Source organism: Methylobacterium sp. E-012, assembly GCF_057836545.1.
Window position 1 is genome coordinate 3,683,556 of sequence record NZ_JBYQEY010000001.1, and the last position, 18,411, is coordinate 3,701,966.

14 protein-coding genes are annotated in these 18,411 nt (G+C 71.7%); 5 read left to right on the forward strand and 9 right to left on the reverse strand.

The genetic code is table 11. From position 1 onward, the window contains the following. Positions 1-3 precede the first annotated feature (3 nt). From AC3IF1_RS17865 to thrC, 4 genes are all read right to left on the reverse strand, one after another. Positions 4-381, reverse strand: coding sequence for a hypothetical protein (locus AC3IF1_RS17865; RefSeq protein WP_489218701.1), 378 nt, complete (start codon positions 379-381; stop codon positions 4-6). Positions 382-624: 243 nt separating this feature from the next. Then, complete coding sequence (locus AC3IF1_RS17870; protein WP_243968758.1) at positions 625-3,543, reverse strand: EAL domain-containing protein; 2,919 nt, start codon at positions 3,541-3,543, stop codon at positions 625-627. A 466-nt stretch (positions 3,544-4,009) separates the two neighbouring features. After that, the gene (locus AC3IF1_RS17875; RefSeq protein ID WP_489218702.1) at positions 4,010-5,305 is read right to left on the reverse strand and encodes a M16 family metallopeptidase; all 1,296 of its coding nucleotides are present in this window, start codon (positions 5,303-5,305) and stop codon (positions 4,010-4,012) included. 259 nt (positions 5,306-5,564) lie between these two features. Next, positions 5,565-6,977, reverse strand: coding sequence for a threonine synthase (gene thrC, locus AC3IF1_RS17880; RefSeq protein ID WP_489218703.1), 1,413 nt, complete (start codon positions 6,975-6,977; stop codon positions 5,565-5,567). A gap of 235 nt (positions 6,978-7,212) precedes the next feature. On the opposite strand from thrC, the gene AC3IF1_RS17885 reads away from it, so the two are divergent. Further along, positions 7,213-7,542 carry a hypothetical protein gene (locus AC3IF1_RS17885; RefSeq protein WP_489218704.1) on the forward strand — a complete coding sequence of 110 codons (330 nt, stop codon included), beginning with the start codon at positions 7,213-7,215 and terminating at the stop codon, positions 7,540-7,542. A 25-nt stretch (positions 7,543-7,567) separates the two neighbouring features. Here AC3IF1_RS17885 and AC3IF1_RS17890 read toward each other — a convergent pair whose 3' ends face one another. Beyond that, positions 7,568-7,981, reverse strand: a complete 414-nt coding sequence (locus AC3IF1_RS17890; protein WP_243968765.1) for a DUF4864 domain-containing protein — start codon at positions 7,979-7,981, stop codon at positions 7,568-7,570. A 397-nt stretch (positions 7,982-8,378) separates the two neighbouring features. Here AC3IF1_RS17890 and rutA point away from each other — a divergent pair, with 397 nt between their 5' ends. The 3 genes from rutA to rutC are packed head-to-tail and all read left to right on the forward strand — an operon-like array spanning position 8,379 to position 10,644. Beyond that, positions 8,379-9,473, forward strand: a complete 1,095-nt coding sequence (gene rutA, locus AC3IF1_RS17895) for a pyrimidine utilization protein A (protein WP_489220413.1) — start codon at positions 8,379-8,381, stop codon at positions 9,471-9,473. Continuing rightward, entirely contained in the window at positions 9,473-10,213 is a 741-nt protein-coding gene (gene rutB, locus AC3IF1_RS17900; RefSeq protein ID WP_489218705.1) for a pyrimidine utilization protein B, read from the forward strand. Before rutA ends, rutB begins: the two co-directional genes overlap by 1 nt. A gap of 44 nt (positions 10,214-10,257) precedes the next feature. Continuing rightward, complete coding sequence (rutC, locus tag AC3IF1_RS17905) at positions 10,258-10,644, forward strand: pyrimidine utilization protein C (RefSeq protein WP_243968769.1); 387 nt, start codon at positions 10,258-10,260, stop codon at positions 10,642-10,644. 141 nt (positions 10,645-10,785) lie between these two features. On the opposite strand, the gene AC3IF1_RS17910 is transcribed toward rutC, so the two are convergent. The 4 genes from AC3IF1_RS17910 to AC3IF1_RS17925 form a co-directional block, all read right to left on the reverse strand. Then, positions 10,786-13,833, reverse strand: coding sequence for an autotransporter family protein (locus tag AC3IF1_RS17910; RefSeq protein ID WP_489218706.1), 3,048 nt, complete (start codon positions 13,831-13,833; stop codon positions 10,786-10,788). Positions 13,834-14,773: 940 nt separating this feature from the next. Next, a complete protein-coding gene (locus AC3IF1_RS17915) occupies positions 14,774-15,730 on the reverse strand; it encodes a glycosyltransferase family 2 protein (protein WP_489218707.1) in 957 nt (318 codons plus the stop codon). Beyond that, the gene (locus tag AC3IF1_RS17920; RefSeq protein ID WP_489218708.1) at positions 15,727-16,620 is read right to left on the reverse strand and encodes a glycosyltransferase family protein; all 894 of its coding nucleotides are present in this window, start codon (positions 16,618-16,620) and stop codon (positions 15,727-15,729) included. The genes AC3IF1_RS17915 and AC3IF1_RS17920 overlap by 4 nt, the downstream gene beginning before the upstream one ends. Positions 16,621-16,644: 24 nt before the next feature. Beyond that, positions 16,645-17,271, reverse strand: a complete 627-nt coding sequence (locus AC3IF1_RS17925) for a PadR family transcriptional regulator (RefSeq protein WP_489218709.1) — start codon at positions 17,269-17,271, stop codon at positions 16,645-16,647. A 420-nt stretch (positions 17,272-17,691) separates the two neighbouring features. On the opposite strand from AC3IF1_RS17925, the gene AC3IF1_RS17930 reads away from it, so the two are divergent. Continuing rightward, the gene (locus AC3IF1_RS17930) at positions 17,692-18,411 is read left to right on the forward strand and encodes a CatB-related O-acetyltransferase (protein ID WP_489218710.1); all 720 of its coding nucleotides are present in this window, start codon (positions 17,692-17,694) and stop codon (positions 18,409-18,411) included.

Sequence of the window (18,411 nt, forward strand, 5' to 3'; positions counted from 1 at the left end):
CGATCAGCGGGCACGGATCAGGAGCGAGTCGACCAGGGCCGCCCAGCGTTCCCGAGTCGCGCGGACGTCGTCGGTCGGGGCCGATTCGGTGAGGAGCTGGCGCTGCGCCCGCAGCGATTCGACCTCCTGCCGCTGGGCGCGGAGCACCGCCTTGACCACCTGAAGCTCGGTCTCGAGGCGGACGATCTCGTCGGCCTCGTCCAGATCGTTCGACAGGTCGTCCAGCAGGTCGTCGGCAGCCGCCTCGGCGGGGCGCGGATCGCGGCCGGGGAGGGGCAGACGGGTCCGGGCCTGCTGCTCGAGCCGCACCGGACGCGCCATCAGGCGGCGCACGAGATCGGAGCTGCCTGCCTGCTGGTAACGCCGCGCCGCCTCGGCCATCCGACCATCCCCATCCCGGGCGCTGAAGGACCCGTCCATCAACAGGATCTTGCGCGGGCATGGTTAAGGGCGGCTTAAACTGATCGATCGCTTTGTGCCCGTCGGCGGGGCGCACCGGGCCCCCAAGGCATGTCCCCGAAACTCCGGCCCGGGAGCCCAACAGGGTGCCAGGTCGTCACCGCCCCTGCCACCGCGGCGATCGCCGGTCGGCAACGGACCGGATCGGCCGGGCCGGCCCCGACCTCACGCCGCCTCCGGCGCTGCCCCGACGATCTGGCGGGCCTGGAGCATGGTCATCGGCTCGCCGAAGGCCGGGCCGAGCGCGTATTCGCAGCCGAGCCCGGCGAGCGCCTGGGCGTCGGCCTCGGACTCGCAGCCCTCCGCCACGATGGCGAGGTTCAATTCGCTCGCCATGCGGACGATGGAGCGCAGGATCGCGGTCTGCCCGGTGCCGATCTGGCGCACGAAGGTCGAATCGACCTTGATCGTGTCGAAGGGGAAGCGCTGCAGGTAGGAGAGCGCCGAGTAGCCGGTGCCGAAATCCGACAGGCACAGGCCGGCCCCGAGGTCGTGGATCCGCGCCAGCATCTGGGCGGCGTATTCCGGGTTCTCCATCACCAGGCTCTCGCTGAATTCCAGCTTGAGCGAGCCCGGCAGCGCCCCGGAGCGGGCCAGCACGGTCTTCACGTCGTGCAGCAGGTCGTGGCGCAGGAGCTGGCGCGAGGACAGGTTGCAGGCCGCGAAGATCGGCGGCTCGACCTCCAGGGAGCGCTGCCAGGCGGCGAGTTCCAGGGCGGTCCGCTCCAGGGCGAAGATGCCGAGATTGACCACGAAGCCGCTCTCCTCGGCGAGCGGCAGGAAGGTCGTGGCCGGGATGCGCCCGAGCTTCGGATGGTCCCAGCGCAGGACGGTCTCGAACCCCGCCACGGTGCGGTCCTCGAGGCGGACCACCGGCAGGAACAGCACCTTCAGCTCGTTGCGCTCGATCGCCTTGCGCAGGTCGCTCTCCAGCATCAGCCGGTCGGTCCGGTCGGTGCGCATATGGGCGCGGAACACCTCGATCCGGTCGCCGCCGTTGCGCTTGGCCTGGATCATGGCGACCTCGGCGCTCTTGAACACCTCCTCGCGCTTGAGGTTGGCGCCGGCCTCGTGAAGGGCGAGCCCGATCGAGACGGTGAGGAAGATCTCCCGGTCGGCGTAGGTGATCGGCGTGGCGATCGCCCGGCGGATCATCTCGGCGAAGGCCAGGATCCGGTCGGGCTCGCGCTCCGACAGCAGGATCACCGCGAACTCGTCGCCCGCCACCCGGGCCAGCGTGTCCTGCGGCCGCAGCAGGCGGCCGAGCCTTCGGGACAGGGTCAGCAGGATCGAATCGCCCGCCGACAGGCCGATCGCGTCGTTGATGCCCTTGAACCGGTCGACGTCGAGCACGAGCACGGTCGGCTTGAGGCGCGGGTCCTGGCTGGCGAAGGCCAGAGCCGCGTCGAGGCGGTCGCCGAACAATTCGCGGTTGGGCAGGCCGGTGAGGCTGTCGTGCACGGCGTCGTGGAGCAGGCGCTCCTCGGCGGTCTTGATCTCGGTGACGTCCGCGATGGTGCCGACCACCCGGATCACCTCGCCGTCGGCGCCGATCACCGGCCGCGCCTTCAGCCGGTACCAGAAGAACGTGCCGGCGGCCGAGCGCAGGCGGAAATCGTGGACGATGCGGCCGCGCCGCTCCTCGATCACCGTGTCGAGGGCCGCCGAATAGCGCTCCACGTCGAACGGGTGGAGCGTGCCGAGCCAGTTGGTCGCCGGCCCCTCCAGGGTGCCGCGGGGCAGGCCCAGCTGGGCCTCGATCTCGGGACCCGCAAAAACCCGGTCGGCGGGCACGTCCCAGTCGAACACCACGTCGCCCGCGCCGGTCAGCGCCAGCGCCCGGCGCTCCGTGTCGGACACGAGGGCGTGGCTGAGGCCGCCCCCCGCGAAGGCGTGCTGGAGCACCGTGAAGCCGATCAGCATCACGATCAGCACGAGGCCGCCGATCAGCGCCGGCTGCACGAGGTCGCTGCCGATCTGGCCGGTGACCGCGAAGCCCGCCGCCGTCACCCAGATCACCAGCAGCAGCCAGGTCGGCACCAGCAGGATCGCCCGGTCGTAGCCGTTATGGACCGCGAGGTAGAGGATCAGCAGCAGCCCAATGCCGGCGACCGCCGCGATGGAGATGCGCGCCACCCCCGCGGCCACCGGCGGGTCGAACACCGCGAGCCCGACGAGGCCGGCCAGGAAGGCCAGCCAGAAGAACGCCACGTGGCTGTAGCGCACGTGCCAGCGGGCGAGGTTGAGATAGGCGAACAGGAAGACCAGGAGCGTCGCCCCGAGCACCGCCTCCGCGGAGGCCCGGTAGACCCGCTCGGCGAGTTCCGTGACCGGGAAGACCCGTTGCAGGAAGCCGAAATCGATGCACGCATAGGCGAGGACCGACCAGGCGAGCGCGGCGGCGGCAGGGAAGATGATCGCGCCCTTGACCACGAACACGATGGTCAGGAACAGCGCCAGCAGCCCGCTGATGCCGATGATGATGCCCTTGTAGAGGGTCAGGCCGGCGGCCTTCCGGCGATAGGCGTCCTGGTCCCAGAGGTGGAGCTGGGGGATGTTGGCGCCGCGCAACTCGGCCACGTAGGTGATGGTCGTGCCGGGATCCAGGGTGATGGTGAACTGGTCGGCTTCCGGATTCTCGTCCCGCTCCGGGCGGATGCCCTGGCTCGCCGTGATGGCGGCGATCCGCGAGCCGCCGAGATCCGGCCAGATCACCCCGGAATCCACCAGCCGGAAATGCGGGGCGACCAGGATGCGGTCGATCTGCTCGTCGGTGTCGTTGGTGAGCGCGAACACGATCCAGTCGGGCCGGGCGCCGGCATCGCGGGCCTTCACGACGATCCGGCGGACGATGCCGTCCTTGCCCGGGGCCGTGGAGATCTGGATCAGGTCGCCGTCCGAGCGATAGCGCTCGATGGCGGAGGTCAGGTCGATCACCGGCGCGTCGAGGGTGACGCGCACCGCCTCCACGGCCCGGGCGGGACCGCTGAGCGCGAGGGCACCGACGAGGCCGCCGACCAGGGTCAGGAGGAGGGCGAGGATGCGCAAGGGTGTCTTGACTTCCGGCCGTGCGAGAAGCGGCATCGACCGCCCGGGCGGCCTCGATCGATAGGTGCGGGCCCGACCCGGGGCAAGGTCGCCCCGGGGCCGGTCCACATGCCGCGGATCGCGCTCCTTTGCGGCCAAATCAAGTTGGGCGGGGCAGGGGCTGGCCGTTCCGGGGCGTCTCAGGGCCTGTCCGCCTCGGATTCTCCCCTGCGCGCCGATCCCTGTCGGCTTCACAGATCTTCGTCGGCGCGTGGGCGCAAGCGGCTCCGCCTCGCTCCCTCCCCCCCTCTGCGGGGGAGGGTGGGCCGGCCGTCAGGCCGGGGCGGGAGAGGGGTGCCCGGCTTCAGGATAAGGCACAGCCTTCATGGCGGGCGCAGCTTCATCCTGCACCGTCGCTTCCCCCTAGCGGGACTTCGCCCCGCCCCCCTCCGGGGGCCACCCTGCCCCGCAACGGGGAGGGAGGGCGCACGGCATTGTCGCGCCCGCGCGGCCCACCAAAGAATCACGCCCCCCGGAGCGCGGCTCCGATCCGGTCCAGGCTGGGCAGCTTGCGGATCGGGCCGATCGCCGCCAGCGTCGGTGCGCCCTTGAGCATCGCGGCGGCCGCGGCGCGGACATCCGCCACCGTGACGGCGTCGACCTTGGCGATCACCTCCCCGGCGGGGATCACCCGGCCCCAAGCCAGGATCTGGCGGGCGTTGCGCTCGATCCGCCCGCCCGGGGTCTCCAGCGCCGAGAGCAGCGAGACCTTGAGCTGCGCCTTGGCCCGGGCGATCTCGGTGGCGTCGAGGTCGCGGGCCGCCCGGGCGGTGGCCGCGAGTGTCACGTCCACGAGCTCGGGCAGATCCGCCCCCGCGGTCCCGGCGCCGATGCCGAACAGGCCGCAATCGGAGAACGGCCAGTGGAAGGCCTGGATCTCGTAGGCGAGGCCGCGGGTCTCGCGCACCTCCTGCCAGAGCCGGGAGGTCAGGCCGCCGCCGAGCACCTGCACGAACATGTGCAGTGCGTAGTAGCCCGCGTCCCGGAACGACAGGCCCGGCAGGCCGATCACCACGTTGGCCTGTTCGAGCTTGCGCGGCATCCGCCGCTCGCCGCCGCCATAGACCCCCGGGACAGCGGCGGGCGCCCCCGCGGCCGGCAGGGCGCCGAAATGCCGCTCGGCCGCCGCCACGATCGCCTCGTGGGTCACGGCCCCGGCCCCGGCCACGACGATGCGGTCCGGCGTGTATTCCCGGGCGAGATAGGCGCGGATCCCGGCTTCGTCGAAACTCCGGATCGTCTCGGGCCGCCCCAGGATCGGCCGGCCGACCGGCTGGTCCGGGAAGGCGGCTTCGGTGAAGGCGTCGTAGACCACGTCGTCGGGGGTGTCCTCGACGGCGGCGTATTCCTGCAGGATCACGCCCTTCTCCCGGGCGAGTTCGCCGGCGTCGAACACCGAATCCGTGAGGATGTCGCCGATCACGTCGAGGGCGAGGCCGGCATCCTCGCCGAGCACCCGGGCGGTATAGCTCGTCCCCTCCGTGGAGGTGGCGGCGTTGATCTCGCCGCCGACATTCTCGATCTCCTCGGCGATTCTCTGGGCCGAGCGCGTCCGCGTGCCCTTGAACGCCATGTGCTCGATCAGGTGGGACAGCCCGGCCTCGTCCGCCCGCTCGTTGCGCGAGCCGGCCCCGACCCAGACGCCGAGGCTGGCGGTGGCCACGCCCGGCATCGGCTCGGTGACCACCGTGACGCCGTTGGGCAGCTGCGTCGTGCGCAGGGACGGGGAGGCGGCGTGCGTGGAGAAGTGCTGGTTCATCGACGGCTCGTCGCGTGGGGGGCCGAATCCGGCGCGGGATCCCTCCCCCGTCTGCGGGGGAGGGTGGCCCCCGAAGGGAGTCGGGAGTGGGGAACCCGGCTTCCGGAAGGGGCAAAAGCCTTCATGAAGGCCGAGCGATGTCCTGCACCGTCGCTCCCCTCTTGCGGGACTTCGTCCCGGCCCGACCCCTGCTGACGCAGAGGGCGCCCATTGGGCCACCCTCCCCCGCAGAGGGGGAAGGGGGACCGTCGCGCCAAGCTCACGCGCCCCTCGTGATGCGGGCGCGCGCGCGGATCAGCCGCTCCACGGCGGCCTGGTCGTTGGCCACTGGGGTCATGCGCTCGGGCCGGTCCATGAGGTCGGCGAGGTGCGGCGGCAGCGGCGGGCGCAGGCCGCCGGTGGCCTTGGCGACCGCGTCCGGGAACTTTGCGGGGTGCGCCGTGGCGAGGGCGACGACAGGGGTTGCGGGGTCCTGCTCCAGGAGCCGGCGGGCGGCGCGCACGCCGATGGCGCTGTGGGGATCGAGGACCACCCCGGTGGCGGCCTGGGTCAGGGCGATCTCTTCCATCACGTCGTTCTCCGGCACCGCGACGGCGTCGAACTCGGAGCGGATTGTGGCCAGCACCTCCGGGCTCAGGGAGAAGCCGCCGGACTGCTTCAGCCCGGCCATCAGCCGCGCGAGGGACGAGGCGTCGCGGCCGAGCGCCTCGAACAGCAGCCGCTCGAAGTTCGACGAGATCTGGATGTCCATGGAGGGCGAGGTCGTGGGCACGACCCCGCGCAGCGCGTAGGCGCCGTGCTCCAGGGTGCGCACCAGGATGTCGTTGGCGTTGGTGCCGATCATCAGCCGCTCGATCGGCAAGCCCATCCGCTTGGCGACCCAGCCGGCGAGCACGTCGCCGAAATTGCCCGTGGGCACCGCGAAGGAGACCGGGCGGTGGGGGGCGCCCAGAGCGACCGCGCTGGTGAAGTAGTAGACGGCCTGCGCGGCGACCCGGGCCCAGTTGATCGAGTTGACCCCGGACAGGCGCACCGCATCGGCGAAATCGGCGTGCTGGAACAGGGCTTTGACCAGGTTCTGGCAATCGTCGAAGGTGCCGTCGACGGCCAGCGCGTGGACGTTCTGGGCCGGCACCGAGGTCATCTGCCGCCGCTGGACCTCGGACACGCGCCCGTGCGGGTAGAGGATGAAGATGTCGACCCGGTCGAGGCCGCCGAAGGCCTCGACGGCGGCCGAGCCGGTATCGCCCGAGGTCGCGCCCACGATGGTGGCGCGGGTGTCGCGCTGGACGAGGACGTGGTCCATCAGCCGCCCGAGCAGCTGCATCGCCACGTCCTTGAAGGCGAGCGTCGGCCCGTGGAAGAGCTCCAGCAGGAACAGGTTGTCGTCGAGCTGGGTCAGCGGGCAGACCGCCGGATGGCGGAACGTGGCGTAGGACTCGTCGATCATCCGGTCGAGGTCCGGGCCGGCGATCTCGCCGTCGATCAGCGGGCGGAGCACGCGCTTGGCGGCCTCCGCGTAGGGCCGGCCCGCCAGCGCGGCGATCTCCGCGCGGCCGAGCTGCGGCCAGGTCTGGGGCACGTAGAGCCCGCCGTCGCGGGCGAGGCCCGCCAGGAGCGCGTCCGAGAACGAGAGCGGCGCGGCCTCGCCGCGGGTCGAGACGTGGAGCACAGGGGCCTCCGAGGAAGGCGCCCCGTCTACACGATGCCGGCGGGCGTGTCGAAAGAAGAGGGCGGCCTCCGCCGCGCGGCCGGTCTGCCCGCGGGGCAGGGCCGGTGGTTTAACCGGGGCTGAACGGCACGGTTCAGGGCCGGTTCGGACACCGACGCCTATCAGCCGGATGGCCCGGCGGCGCGCGGATCTCTGCGCAAAGATGCGGGCGGACCGATCCTCGAAGAGAGCCGACATGACCCGAATCATCGCCCTGGCCGGCGTCGCGGCCCTGCTGTCCGGCACCGTGGCCTTCGCCCAGACCCCGCCGCCGCCGCCCGGTGGCCCGAGACCCGGCCCCGAGGCCGGTGCGCCGCCTCCGCCGCCGCCCCCGGGCGGGCCCCGGCGCGGCCCCGGCCCCGACGGCCCGCCGCCCCCGCCGCCGAAGGGCGCCCATTTCGTGATCGCGCGCGGCGACGCCCGCCTCGACGTGAAATGCGCCGACGACGAGACGACGAAGGCCTGCGCCGACATCACCCTGCAGCTCCTCGACAAGCTCGCGACCCTCCGGTCCGACGCGCGCTGACCCCGCCGGCGCCGGGCGCCGCCGCTCAGGCGTTGGTGCCCGGCGCCTTGATCAGGCGGCAGCCGGTGATGCGCCAGCGCCCGTCCGCGTCCCGGGCGAGGCTGTATTCGGCGGTCCAGTCGACGCCGTACTCGTCCTGGATCGCCACCGACTGCGTCACCCCCGCCGCGTCCGTGTCCTGCGCTTCGCCGAAGACGAAGCTGCGGTGGCGGTAGACCGGGCGGTACTGGTTGCGCACCATGCCGAGGAACAGGTCGGCATTCGGGAACAGCTCCCGGATCGCCGGCGCGGCCTGATCGTAGGCGGCCTGCGCGTCGTCGCGGCCGAAGGCCTGTTCCTGCGCGGCGATCACCGCCCGGGCCGCCGCCCGGCCCCCCTCGTCGGCGGCCGCCGGTCCCGCGAGGCCGAGGACGAGGAGGAGGGCGGGCCACGCGCGCATCGCTGTCACTCCGGCAAGACCGAACCGAGACTTATCATCGACGTCAGGAAATGGTCTCCGGTTCGGCGACGACAATCGGCGCGCGACATCGCATTCAGACTTCCCGCATGGAAACCTGTTCTGGCCCTGCGGCCCGCACGCATCGAGCGCGCATGGGTTGGGCAGGCATCGCGCTGCGGTTGTGCAAGCCGCTGGAAAGAGAGGCATTTTCGCGCCGAATCGCCGCCGCGGGTTTGACCCTCCAGCCCGGTTTTGCGAGCCTCCGATCGGCCGACTCAGGTCCCGGGGGTCGGGAGCCGGCCCGGTGGAGTGCAGGTGGATGACGCAGAGCGAGGCCGCGACGGGGGCGCCGTCGCCCGGGGACCCCGCCGGCGGGACGCCGGGCGGACAGGCGGCCATGAGCCTCGGGGTGTTCATCCCGATCGGCAACAACGGCTGGCTCCTGTCGGAGAACGCCCCGCAATACCGCCCGAGCTTCGCGCTCAACAAGGCGATCACCCTGAAGGCGGAGGGCTACGGGTTCGACTTCGCCCTGTCGATGATCAAGCTGCGCGGCTTCGGCGGCAAGACCGAGTTCTGGGACCACAACCTCGAATCCTTCACCCTGATGGCCGGGCTCGCGGCCGTCACCACCCGGATCCGGCTGTTCGCCACCGCGGCGACCCTGTGCCTGCCGCCGGCGATCGTCGCCCGCATGGCCGCGACCATCGACTCGATCTCGGACGGGCGCTTCGGCCTGAACCTCGTCACCGGCTGGCAGAAGCCGGAATACGACCAGATGGGCCTGTGGCCGGGCGACGCGTATTTCGCCAATCGTTACGCATACCTGGCCGAGTATGCTCAGGTCCTGCGCGCGCTGTGGGAGACCGGCGTCAGCGACCTCAAGGGCACGTATTTCCAGATGAACGATTGCCGCCTGAGCCCCCGGCCGCAGGCGCCGGTGAAGATCATCTGCGCCGGCCAGAGCGGGGCGGGGCTGGCCTTCACGGCGCAGTACGCCGACTACAATTTCTGCTTAGGGAAAGGGCTCAACACGCCGACCGCCTTCGCCCCCGTGGTGGAGCGGCTGGCGGAGGCCAGCGCGAAGACCGGGCGGCGGGTGACCTGCTACGCCCTGTTCATGATCGTCGCCGACGAGACCGACGCCGCGGCCATGACCACCTGGGAGCACTACCGGGCCGGGGCGGATGCCGAGGCGATCGCGTGGCTCGGCCGCCAGGGCGCGGCCGACACGACCTCCGGGGCCGACACCAATGTGCGCCAGCTCGCCGATGCCGCCGGGGCGGTGAACCTCAACATGGGCACCCTGGTGGGCAGCTACGCCACCGTGGCCGCCATGCTCGACGCGATCGGGGCGATCGCCGGGGTGGAGGGCGTGCTGCTGGTGTTCGACGATTTCCTCAAAGGGCTCGACGCCTTCGGGACGCGGATCCAGCCGCTGATGCGCACGCGCCGGCACATCGCCGCGGCACCGCTGGCGGAGGTCGCGTGATGGACGCCGCCCCCGCGGGGTTCCGCGATGCAAGGGGCCGGCACGGCGGCGTGACGCTGCCGGCCCGGCCGGAACCGATCGCCTTCGATCCCGCCGCCACGGTGCTGATCGTGGTGGACGTGCAGAACGCCTATGCGAGCCCGGGGGGCTACCTCGACCTCGCGGGGTTCGACGTGTCGGGCACCGGCCCGGTCATCGCCCAGATCGTCCGCGCGGTGGCGGCGGCGCGGGCTTCCGGGATCCGGGTTCTGTGGTTCCAGAACGGCTGGGACCCGGACTACGTCGAGGCCGGCGGCCCGGGCTCGCCGAACTGGCACAAGTCGAACGCCCTCAAGACGATGCGGCGGCGACCCGACATGAACGAGCGCCTGCTCGCCAAGGGCTCGTGGGACTACGCCCTGGTGGACGCCCTGAAGCCGGAGCCCGAGGATATCGTGCTCGGCAAGCCACGCTACAGCGGCTTCTACAACACGCCGCTCGACAGCATGCTGCGGGCAAGGGGCGTGAACACGCTGGTCTTCACCGGCATCGCCACCAATGTCTGCGTGGAATCGACCCTGCGGGACGGCTACCACCGGGAGTATTTCGGGATCGTGCTGGCGGATGCCACCCATCAGGCCGGGCCGCGGAGCCTGCACGAGGGGGCGCTCGCCAATATCGAGACCTTCTTCGGCTGGGTCTCGGACGTGGCGTCGTTCGAACAGGCCCTGGCCGCGCAGACGCGCACCGCAGCCGGATAGACCGCCCGCCGTCCCGGCACCCGCAACGCGAAAGTCCCAAAAAGATGCCGAAGCAGGTCGTCGTTCCGCCGGGTTCGGCCAAGCCCCTGGCGCCCTATGTGCCGGGCACGCTGGCCGACGGGGTGCTGTATGTCTCGGGCACGCTGCCGCTCGATCGGCAAGCCAACGTCGTCCATGTCGGCGACGCCGGCGCCCAGACCCGCCACGTGCTGGAAACGATCAAGGGCGTGGTCGAGGCCGCGGGCGGCACGATGGACGACGTCACCTTCAACCACGTCTTCCTGACGGACTGGGCCGATTACGCGGCGATCAACGCCGTCTACGCGGAATACTTCCCGGGGGAGAAGCCGGCGCGGTACTGCATCCAGTGCGGGCTGGTGAAGCCCGACGCCCGCGTGGAGATCGCCTCCGTCGCGCATATCGGCCGGTGACGGACGGTCCGGCTTCGACCCCTCGGTCGCAGGTCTGGCCGGTCTCGAGTGTCCCGCAGGTGCCGGGCGCCGCGCCCGGTCATGGACCCGGCGTCGCGCGATCGGGAACCTGCGGGACACCCCGGGCGGGACGGAGCCGCGTCACCAACGGACGTTGAAGCTTCCCTTGATGGCGTGGCTCTCTGCCCGCTCGCCCACCTGTCCGACATAGGCTACGCCCACTGTCGTGCTGGTCGCCACCTGCCAGTCCAGACCGACCATGGTCACCAGCGCATCCCGCGCGACCGGTGCGCCCGCCGTCTGGAATGTCTGCGTCCCACCCCCGAAGGCCAGCAGCGCGGACGGGACGACATCTCCGAACGCCCGCCGGTAGCCGATCAGACCGCGTGCGACCACCGGGCGCTCCGTCCCGAACAGATCCAGCAGCACCTGCCCCTGAAGGCCGGTCGTGGCCGTCTGGATGTCGTAGGAGCGCCCGAACACCGTCAGCGCCGAGGCGCCGCCCACCTCCGTGAAACCCTCGCGGTGGACGTGCAGCGCAGACCCGCCCACGAACGGCTCGACATAGCCCTGCGCGCAGGCGAACCGGTAGCCGACCTCGCCGAAGCCGTAGGCGCTGTCACCCCCCGCCTTGCCGGTCAGCGCTTGACTGAAGCCGGGGAAGATCACGGTACGGCGCGTGTCCAGCGCATCGCCCGAGTAGACCGCCCCGAGCCGCACCTGCAGCGGCCCCACCGGCCCGCGGGCATAGATCGCAACCAGACCGCTCTCGATCTGTCCGGTCGACTGCCGGGCGCTGACGTCGAAGGCCGTGAGGCTGTAGCCGGCCGCGATACCCGCCTGCCACCCGTCCAGGGGTCCCCCGAGCACGCCCGGCGCGGTCTCGATGCCGAGCATGAACCCGCCGGCCTGCGCGGTGAGGCGGTCGGTGTTGGCGGTTCTGGCGGTCTCGCCGAACGCGCCGAAGACCTGGCCCCAGACCGCGTAGGTCGGCGGCAAGGGCCGCACCGGTATGAGGCTGACGGTCGGGGCGCCGGACCCGCCGGTGGTGTAGGTTGCCGGCAGGGTGGTGCCGGGGGCGAAGCGCTGGCCGATCGAGCCCGTCAGGCCGGGGCCGCCGAGGCCGAGGCCCTGAGCGAAACCGTTGCTCTCGCCGAAGCGCAGGTGGTCGAAGATCGTTTCCTGGACCAGGAAGGCGATCTGGGCTTGGGCGCTCGCGGCACTGGCCTGGACCTCGCCCGAGAGGGCGTTGAGCGCCTGGATCGCACCCGGTGCTGACTGTGTCAGGACCGCCGAAGCAACCACCGCGGCCGGCGTCGTGGATTGCGCCGTGGCCGATGTCGTGGACTGCACCGCGGCCGGTGTCGTGGACTGCGCCGCGGTCGATGTCGTGGACTGCGTCGCGGCCGGTGTCGTGGACTGCACCGCGGCCGGTGTCGTCGGCTGCGTCGCAGCCGGTGTCGTGGATTGCGCTGCGGCTGGCGGCGTTGATCGCGTCGCGGCCGGCGTCGCGGCCGGCGTCGCGGCCGGGGGTGTCGTCGAGACTGCGGCCTGGACGGCTGTGGCGGTGCTGGTCTGGTTGGGCGTGGTCGACACGCTCTGGACCGGCGCGGTCTGCGTGAGCGTCAGCACCACCGTGTTGTTGGGATAGCTGAGGCTCGGCGTCAGGAACGCCATGTTCGAAGTTACGGACCCGAACGTACCGGACACGGTCTGAGCGGCGAGGATATTGTAGGTGTTGGAGGCCGCGTAGGTGCCCGAGCCGGCCAGCACGGAGACCTGGGCGCCGCCCAGCGTCGCGACACCGGTCGCGGCGATGCGATCGGAGGCCGTGGGCGTGGCGCGGACAGCGTAGGTCGCGCCCGCGGCGAAGGTGACGGATCCATTGACCGTCAGCGTCGTGGGCGCACCCGAGACCGCACCGGGACTGACGAGGCCGCCATTGGCGACGGCGAGACTCCCGATGGTGCCGGACCCCGCCAGCGTCCCACCGGAGCCGACCGTGAACGGTGCCGCCGAGAGCGAACCGGTGACGTTGAGAATCCCGCCTCTGACGGTCCAGGGGTCGGACAGGGTGTTGTTGGTCCCTGTCAGCGCCCAGGTGGAGGCTCCGGTCTTCTCGTAGGTGGAAAAGCCCTGATACTGGGCCGTGGGCGAGCCGACGGGGCCGAGCAGGGATGCGTCGAAGCTGGCATTGGTCGCGCCGCCGAGTGCGAACGTGGCGGTGCCACCCTGCACCACCGCGAGGCCGGTGACGGTGTAGCCCGCCTGCAGTTCCAGGCGGTTGGTCCCGCCGGTGAAGGTGATGGCATTGGCGCGCGTCGTACCGTCGCCGCCGAGGCCCCCCGAGACGGTGCCGGCGTTGACGACGCTCAGGTCGGAACCGGTGATCCCGGTGCCTCCGAGGCCAGGGGTGCCGTTGGGGCTCCCCCCCGCGCCGTTTCCGGCCGCGCCGCCATTGCCACCGCTGATCGTGCCGGAATTGGTGATGGCCGCGCCCGCGCCGACGATGCCGGGACCGCCCGGACCGCCGTTTCCGCCCCGACCTCCGATTCCGTCGCGTGAACCTGACGTGTTGTTGACGCCCCTGGGCTGACCGGCACCGCCGTCGCCGCCGGTCCCGCCGCTGCCGCCGGTCACCGTGCCGGTATTCGTGAACGTTGCGTTCGTCCCGGTGAACGAGACGCCCGCGGCGCCGGCGCCGCCGTTTCCGGCATCGCCGCCGTCACCGCCGCTGCCGGTCCTGTTCGGTCCGCCGCTCACGCCGCCGGTCCCGCCGGCGGCCCCCGCGCCACCGGAGCCGCCGATGATGGTGCCGCTGCTGGTGAAGACGGCGTTCGGTCCCGAGAACGAGACGCCGAAGCCGCCGGCACCGCCGTCGCCGCCATGACCGCCGGCGCCGCCGTCGGTGGTGTAATTGAGCAGGCTGTCACCCCCGCCGGTGGCGCCACGGCCGCCGGCACCGCCGAGGCCACCCTGGACCCGGCCCCCGTTGGTGAACGCGGCGCCGGCCCCGGAAAAGACAGCCCCGATGCCGCCGGCACCGCCGGTGCTGCCGGAGCCCCCGGCACCGTCCGTGCCGCTGAAATACACTCGTCCCCCGGGGCCGCCGTCGCCCCCAACGCCGCCTGCACCGCCTCCGAGGGTGCCGGTGTTGGAAAACGTCACGCTCGAACCCGTGGCCGACACGCCGGCACCGCCAGCGCCGCTCGGGCCGCCATCCCCGCCGTGCCCCGCGGTCGCCGGGGAGAAGGGAGCGCTGCTGTCTCTGCCAGCGCCACCGGTCCCGCCGGTGCCGCCGGCCCCGCCGGCCCCGCCGGTCACGGTTCCCGCGTTGCTGTTGCTCGCATTGCTGCCGGAAACGTCCGCCCCTGAAGTCCCCGCCGTGCCCGCTCCGCCTGTCGCACCTGCCGTCCCGGTGGCCCCCTGTGTACCGGCCGCACCTGCGGGACCGACGTTGCCAGCTCCACCGGTTATGGTGCCACCTGACCCGTTGTTGAGCGTCCCGACATTCACACCCTGCGCCAGGACATGTCCGGGCGCCACCGCCATCGCGAAGATTCCAACGCTCGCGACCGCGGCCGAAAATGTAAGGGCCTGGCGCAAGTCAAGCACACTATAAGTGGGTGTTTTCATGATTGATCTCGCAGCCTGATAAAAAAGCTCCAGAGCCCATGGAATTTTTTCACCGTGACGCGTGTTTGCAATTCAAATTTCGAAGCGCAAGTGACAGGGCATCACCCGGCCATCAAAAAATTGTAACTGACGGATTTATGCAACATTCGATCCCGAAGTAATGCAAATATATATTCTAATATTCGATCATGTATATTTGAATTGTTATATTAAAGATGGAATTTTATGATTTATTGACCAAACTGGTCGAATTTTAACAGATGAAAATTTGAATCGGTCCGGATCGACCGCGTGGCGCGCGGATGCGGTCGCGCACAGGTCCGGGAGGTCGCCGCGACGGTGTGCGCACGCGGACCAACCCGGCCTCTATTATTCGCGACGCGCGCATGTCCGGGACGCGACTCGGAGATCGGGCCCGGTCGGCTCCTGTCGGCTCCTGCCGGCTCCTGTCGGCTCCTGCCGGCTCCTGCCGGCTTGGCCCGAACCCGTGGGATCAGCCGGTCGGCCGCGCCAGAAGGCTTCGCACGAGGCCCGGCAGCGCCGCCGCCAGGAGGCCGGCCGCGCGCAGCACCGCCGCGGCCTCGTCCGGCGCGCGGCGGGCGAGCGCCAGGGCGAGCCGCAGCGGCACCTGCGCGCCGAAGCTCGCCGCCGTGACGGCCAGGGCGGTCGCGGCGCCGTGGTGCTTGCCGGCGTAGAGGATCTGGCTGCGCAGGAAGTAGAACAGCCGCCGCGCCCGCACTTGCCGGGTCGTGCCCTGGCCGAGATGGCGGGCGACCGCCCCGGCCACGTGCCGCACGCAAAAGCCCGCCGCCCGGGCGCGGGTGCAGAGGTCGGCATCCTCCCAGTAGACGAAGAAGCGCGGGTCGAACCCGCCGAGGGCCCGGAACAGGTCGCGGCGAATCATCAGGAAGGCGCCCATCACCTGATCGACGGCGCGGTCCTCCGCGTGGTCCCAGTCGAGGAGGAAATGCGGGGGCACGAGCCCGATCCGGTCCAGCGCCAGGGCGCGGCCGAGGAGGCCGAGCGCCGAGGGGGCCCGGGCGCAGGAGCGCGCAGTCCGCCCCTCGGGGTCGACGAGCCGGGCGCCGACGATCCCGGTCCGCGGATCGGCCGTCAGGGCGGCCCGGGCCAGGCGGAGCGCGTCGGGCGCCACCTGCGTGTCGGGGTTGAGGAACAGGATCGCCGGGGCGTCCCCGGCGGCGGCCCCCTGGTCGCAGGCCCGGCCGAAGCCGCGATTCTCCGCGTTCCGGATCAGCCGGAGGGGGCGGGGCAGGGGGGGCAGGTCGCTCGTCGAGTCGTCCCGGGAGGCGTTGTCGACCAATATGACCTGCACGGAGCCGGCATCCTGGACGGATGCGAGGCTCGCCAGGCAGGCGTGGAGCAGGGTGCCGCCGTTCCAGTTGACGATCACCACGTCCAGATCGGCCCGGGGGGCAGGGCGGTCGGTCAAAACAGGTCCTTCGGCGGGCCGAGGCGCCCGAGGGCACCGTCGCGGGCGGCCGCGAGGAGCCGCAGCAGCACGGCGGGCCGAAAGCCCGAATCCGCCCAGTAGAGCCCGGCCTGGACGGGCAGGTAGGCGGCCTGGGCGAGCTTCCAGCGCAGCGGCACGTGCGGCAGCCGCCAAGCATAGACCGCGTTGCGCAGGTAGGTCGCCATGCGGAACAGGGGCTGGCGCGGCATCGTGATCCCGAAGGCGCGGATCACCCCGCCGCCGACCCGGTGGGGGATCGCGACGGCGCGCGCGAGATAGCAGCCGAAGCCGAGGCTCCAGGCGCGAAAACACCATTCGAGCTCGACCCCGTCGATGAAGAAGTCGGCGCGGAACGGGCCGATCCGGGCCAGGGCGGCGAGGTCGATCAGCGAGCCCGAAGTCGCCAGGAACTGCACCGGGGCGAGGTCGCCGCAGGCCCGCGCGCCGGGGCGGCGCGGGTAGGCCGGCGCCTTGTGGCCGGGGGCCGGCGCCGGGGCGGGGCCCACCACCGCCGCCGGGATCCCGGCCGCCCGCAGCCGGCCGCGGGCCGCCAGCAGCGCGGCGGCGAGGCCGGCCGGCGGCTCGGCATCCTGGTCGAGGAGCAGGAGCGCGTCGGCCCCCGCGGCCCGGGCGGCCCCGGCGATCCGGTCGAGCGCCGCGGCGATGCCGAGGTTGCGCCCCTCCGACAGCAGGGTCACCCCGGCGCGGGCGAGGCGCGCCGCATCCCCGGCGGCGAGACCGCCATTGTCGAAGGCGATCACCGCGGCGTAGCCGGCCGGGACCTGCGCCAGGACGCGGTCCACCTGGCGCGGGTCCGGCCGGAACAGGGTGATCCCGACGGCGACGCGCCCCAGCCGCGGATCAGGCACCGGCCGTATCCCGATGGCGGCCGGTCACGCCCGCTCCACCGCGGCGGTCGCCGCCTCCAGGGCGGCCGTGATGGCGGCAACCTGCCCGGCGTCGAGCGGCCCGCGGGCGAGGCGCATCTGCAGGGCGAGCGTCAGCCCCTCCCTGGCGCGCACCAGCGCGGGCGGCGGGCCGTCGCCCCGGGCGGCCTCCGCCTGCGCCATCCGGGCGAGGATCGCCTCCAGGGTCGGGCGGTTGCCGTCGAGGACGGCCTGGCCCTCCGGGGTGATCGTGTGCAGCCGCTTGGTGCCCTCCCCTTGGGTCACCGTGACGTGGCCGAGTTCCTCCAGGAGCGTGAGCGTCGGATAGACCGTGCCGGGGCTCGGGCTGTAGGCGCCGCCGACCCGCTCCTCGATGGCCTTGATGATCTCGTAGCCGTGCCGCGGCTTCTCGGCGATCAGGTGCAGGATCACGAGCCTCAGGTCGCCATGGGCGAAGAAGCGCGCGAGGTCGCCGCGGCCGCCGCGGCCGAACATCCGGCGCTCGCCGCGGCCGTGAGGCCCGTGGGGACCGTGTCGCCCATGGGGATCGCCCCCCATCGGGCCGCGATGGGCCCGGACGCGATAGGCGTCGAAGGGATGGGTGTGGAACGGATCGCTGCGGAAGGTGTCCATGGGATCGGGATGCCCCTATGTCGACTCACTCTCGATATGACGTCGTTTTAGATATATCGAAATTCCGCCGCATGCAACGGCTCGGGCGGGCGACCCGGCGCTCGGATCTGCGGGGCCGCCGCGTCGGGACCAGGATCGTCCGGGGGCACCCCGGTTTACGGGCCTCGCCGGTTCCGTTAGTGCGACCGGTCACCGACGCCGCCATCCCGCACATCCCGACGCCCCCCCGACAGCCGCCCATGACCCGATCCGAGACCGCTGCCGTGACCGCGCCCCGTGGCGGCAGGCGGTGAGGGCGCCTCCGCCGAGCCCCGAGACGCGCCGCGGGACCTCCGCCCCGCAGCAGATCCGGCGCCGCCTCGGGGTCGGCGCCGACAGGGCGCGGGTCCGGACCGAACGCCCCATCGCCGAGGACGCCGCATGATCTCCGTCAACGAGGACATGAAACAGGAGATGCTGCGGCGCGGCATCTCGGTGCTGCATCCGGCCCCGTTCGGCCTGCCGGAGGATTGCACCTTCGAGCCGCCGTGCAGCCTCAAGTGGATGGGGGTCGATTACTGCCTCACCATGGGGGCGTTCTCCTACGCGGTGAGCGGCTATTATTTCGGCGCCGACATCGCCCGCTACTGCTCGATCGGCGAGAGCGTGCAGGTCGGCCGCGGCAGCCACCCGGTGCATTGCGGCTCGACCTCGCCGCTGTTCTACACGCACCACGCGGCGGTGTTCGACCGCGTCGATCCGCGGGCCGAGGATTACGAGATCTGCGGCCCGTATCTCTGGCCCAAGCGCGTCCGCATCGGCAACGACGTCTATATCGGCCACGGCGCCTTCCTGATGCCCGACATCACCATCGGCGACGGGGCGATCGTCGGCGCCATGGCGGTGGTGACCAAGGACGTGCCGCCCTACGCGATCGTGGCCGGGAGCCCGGCCCGGGTGGTGAAGATGCGCTTCCCCGACACACTGATCGAGCGCTACCTGAAGGTGCAATGGTGGCGCTACGCCTTCTGGGACCTGCGCCAGTGTTCGATCACCGACCCGGAAAAATTCCTCGACGCCGTGGAGGAGCGGATCGCCGGCGGCATGCAGGAATACCGGCCGGACGTGATCCCGCTCCGGTCGCTGGTGCCGGGGGGGTGA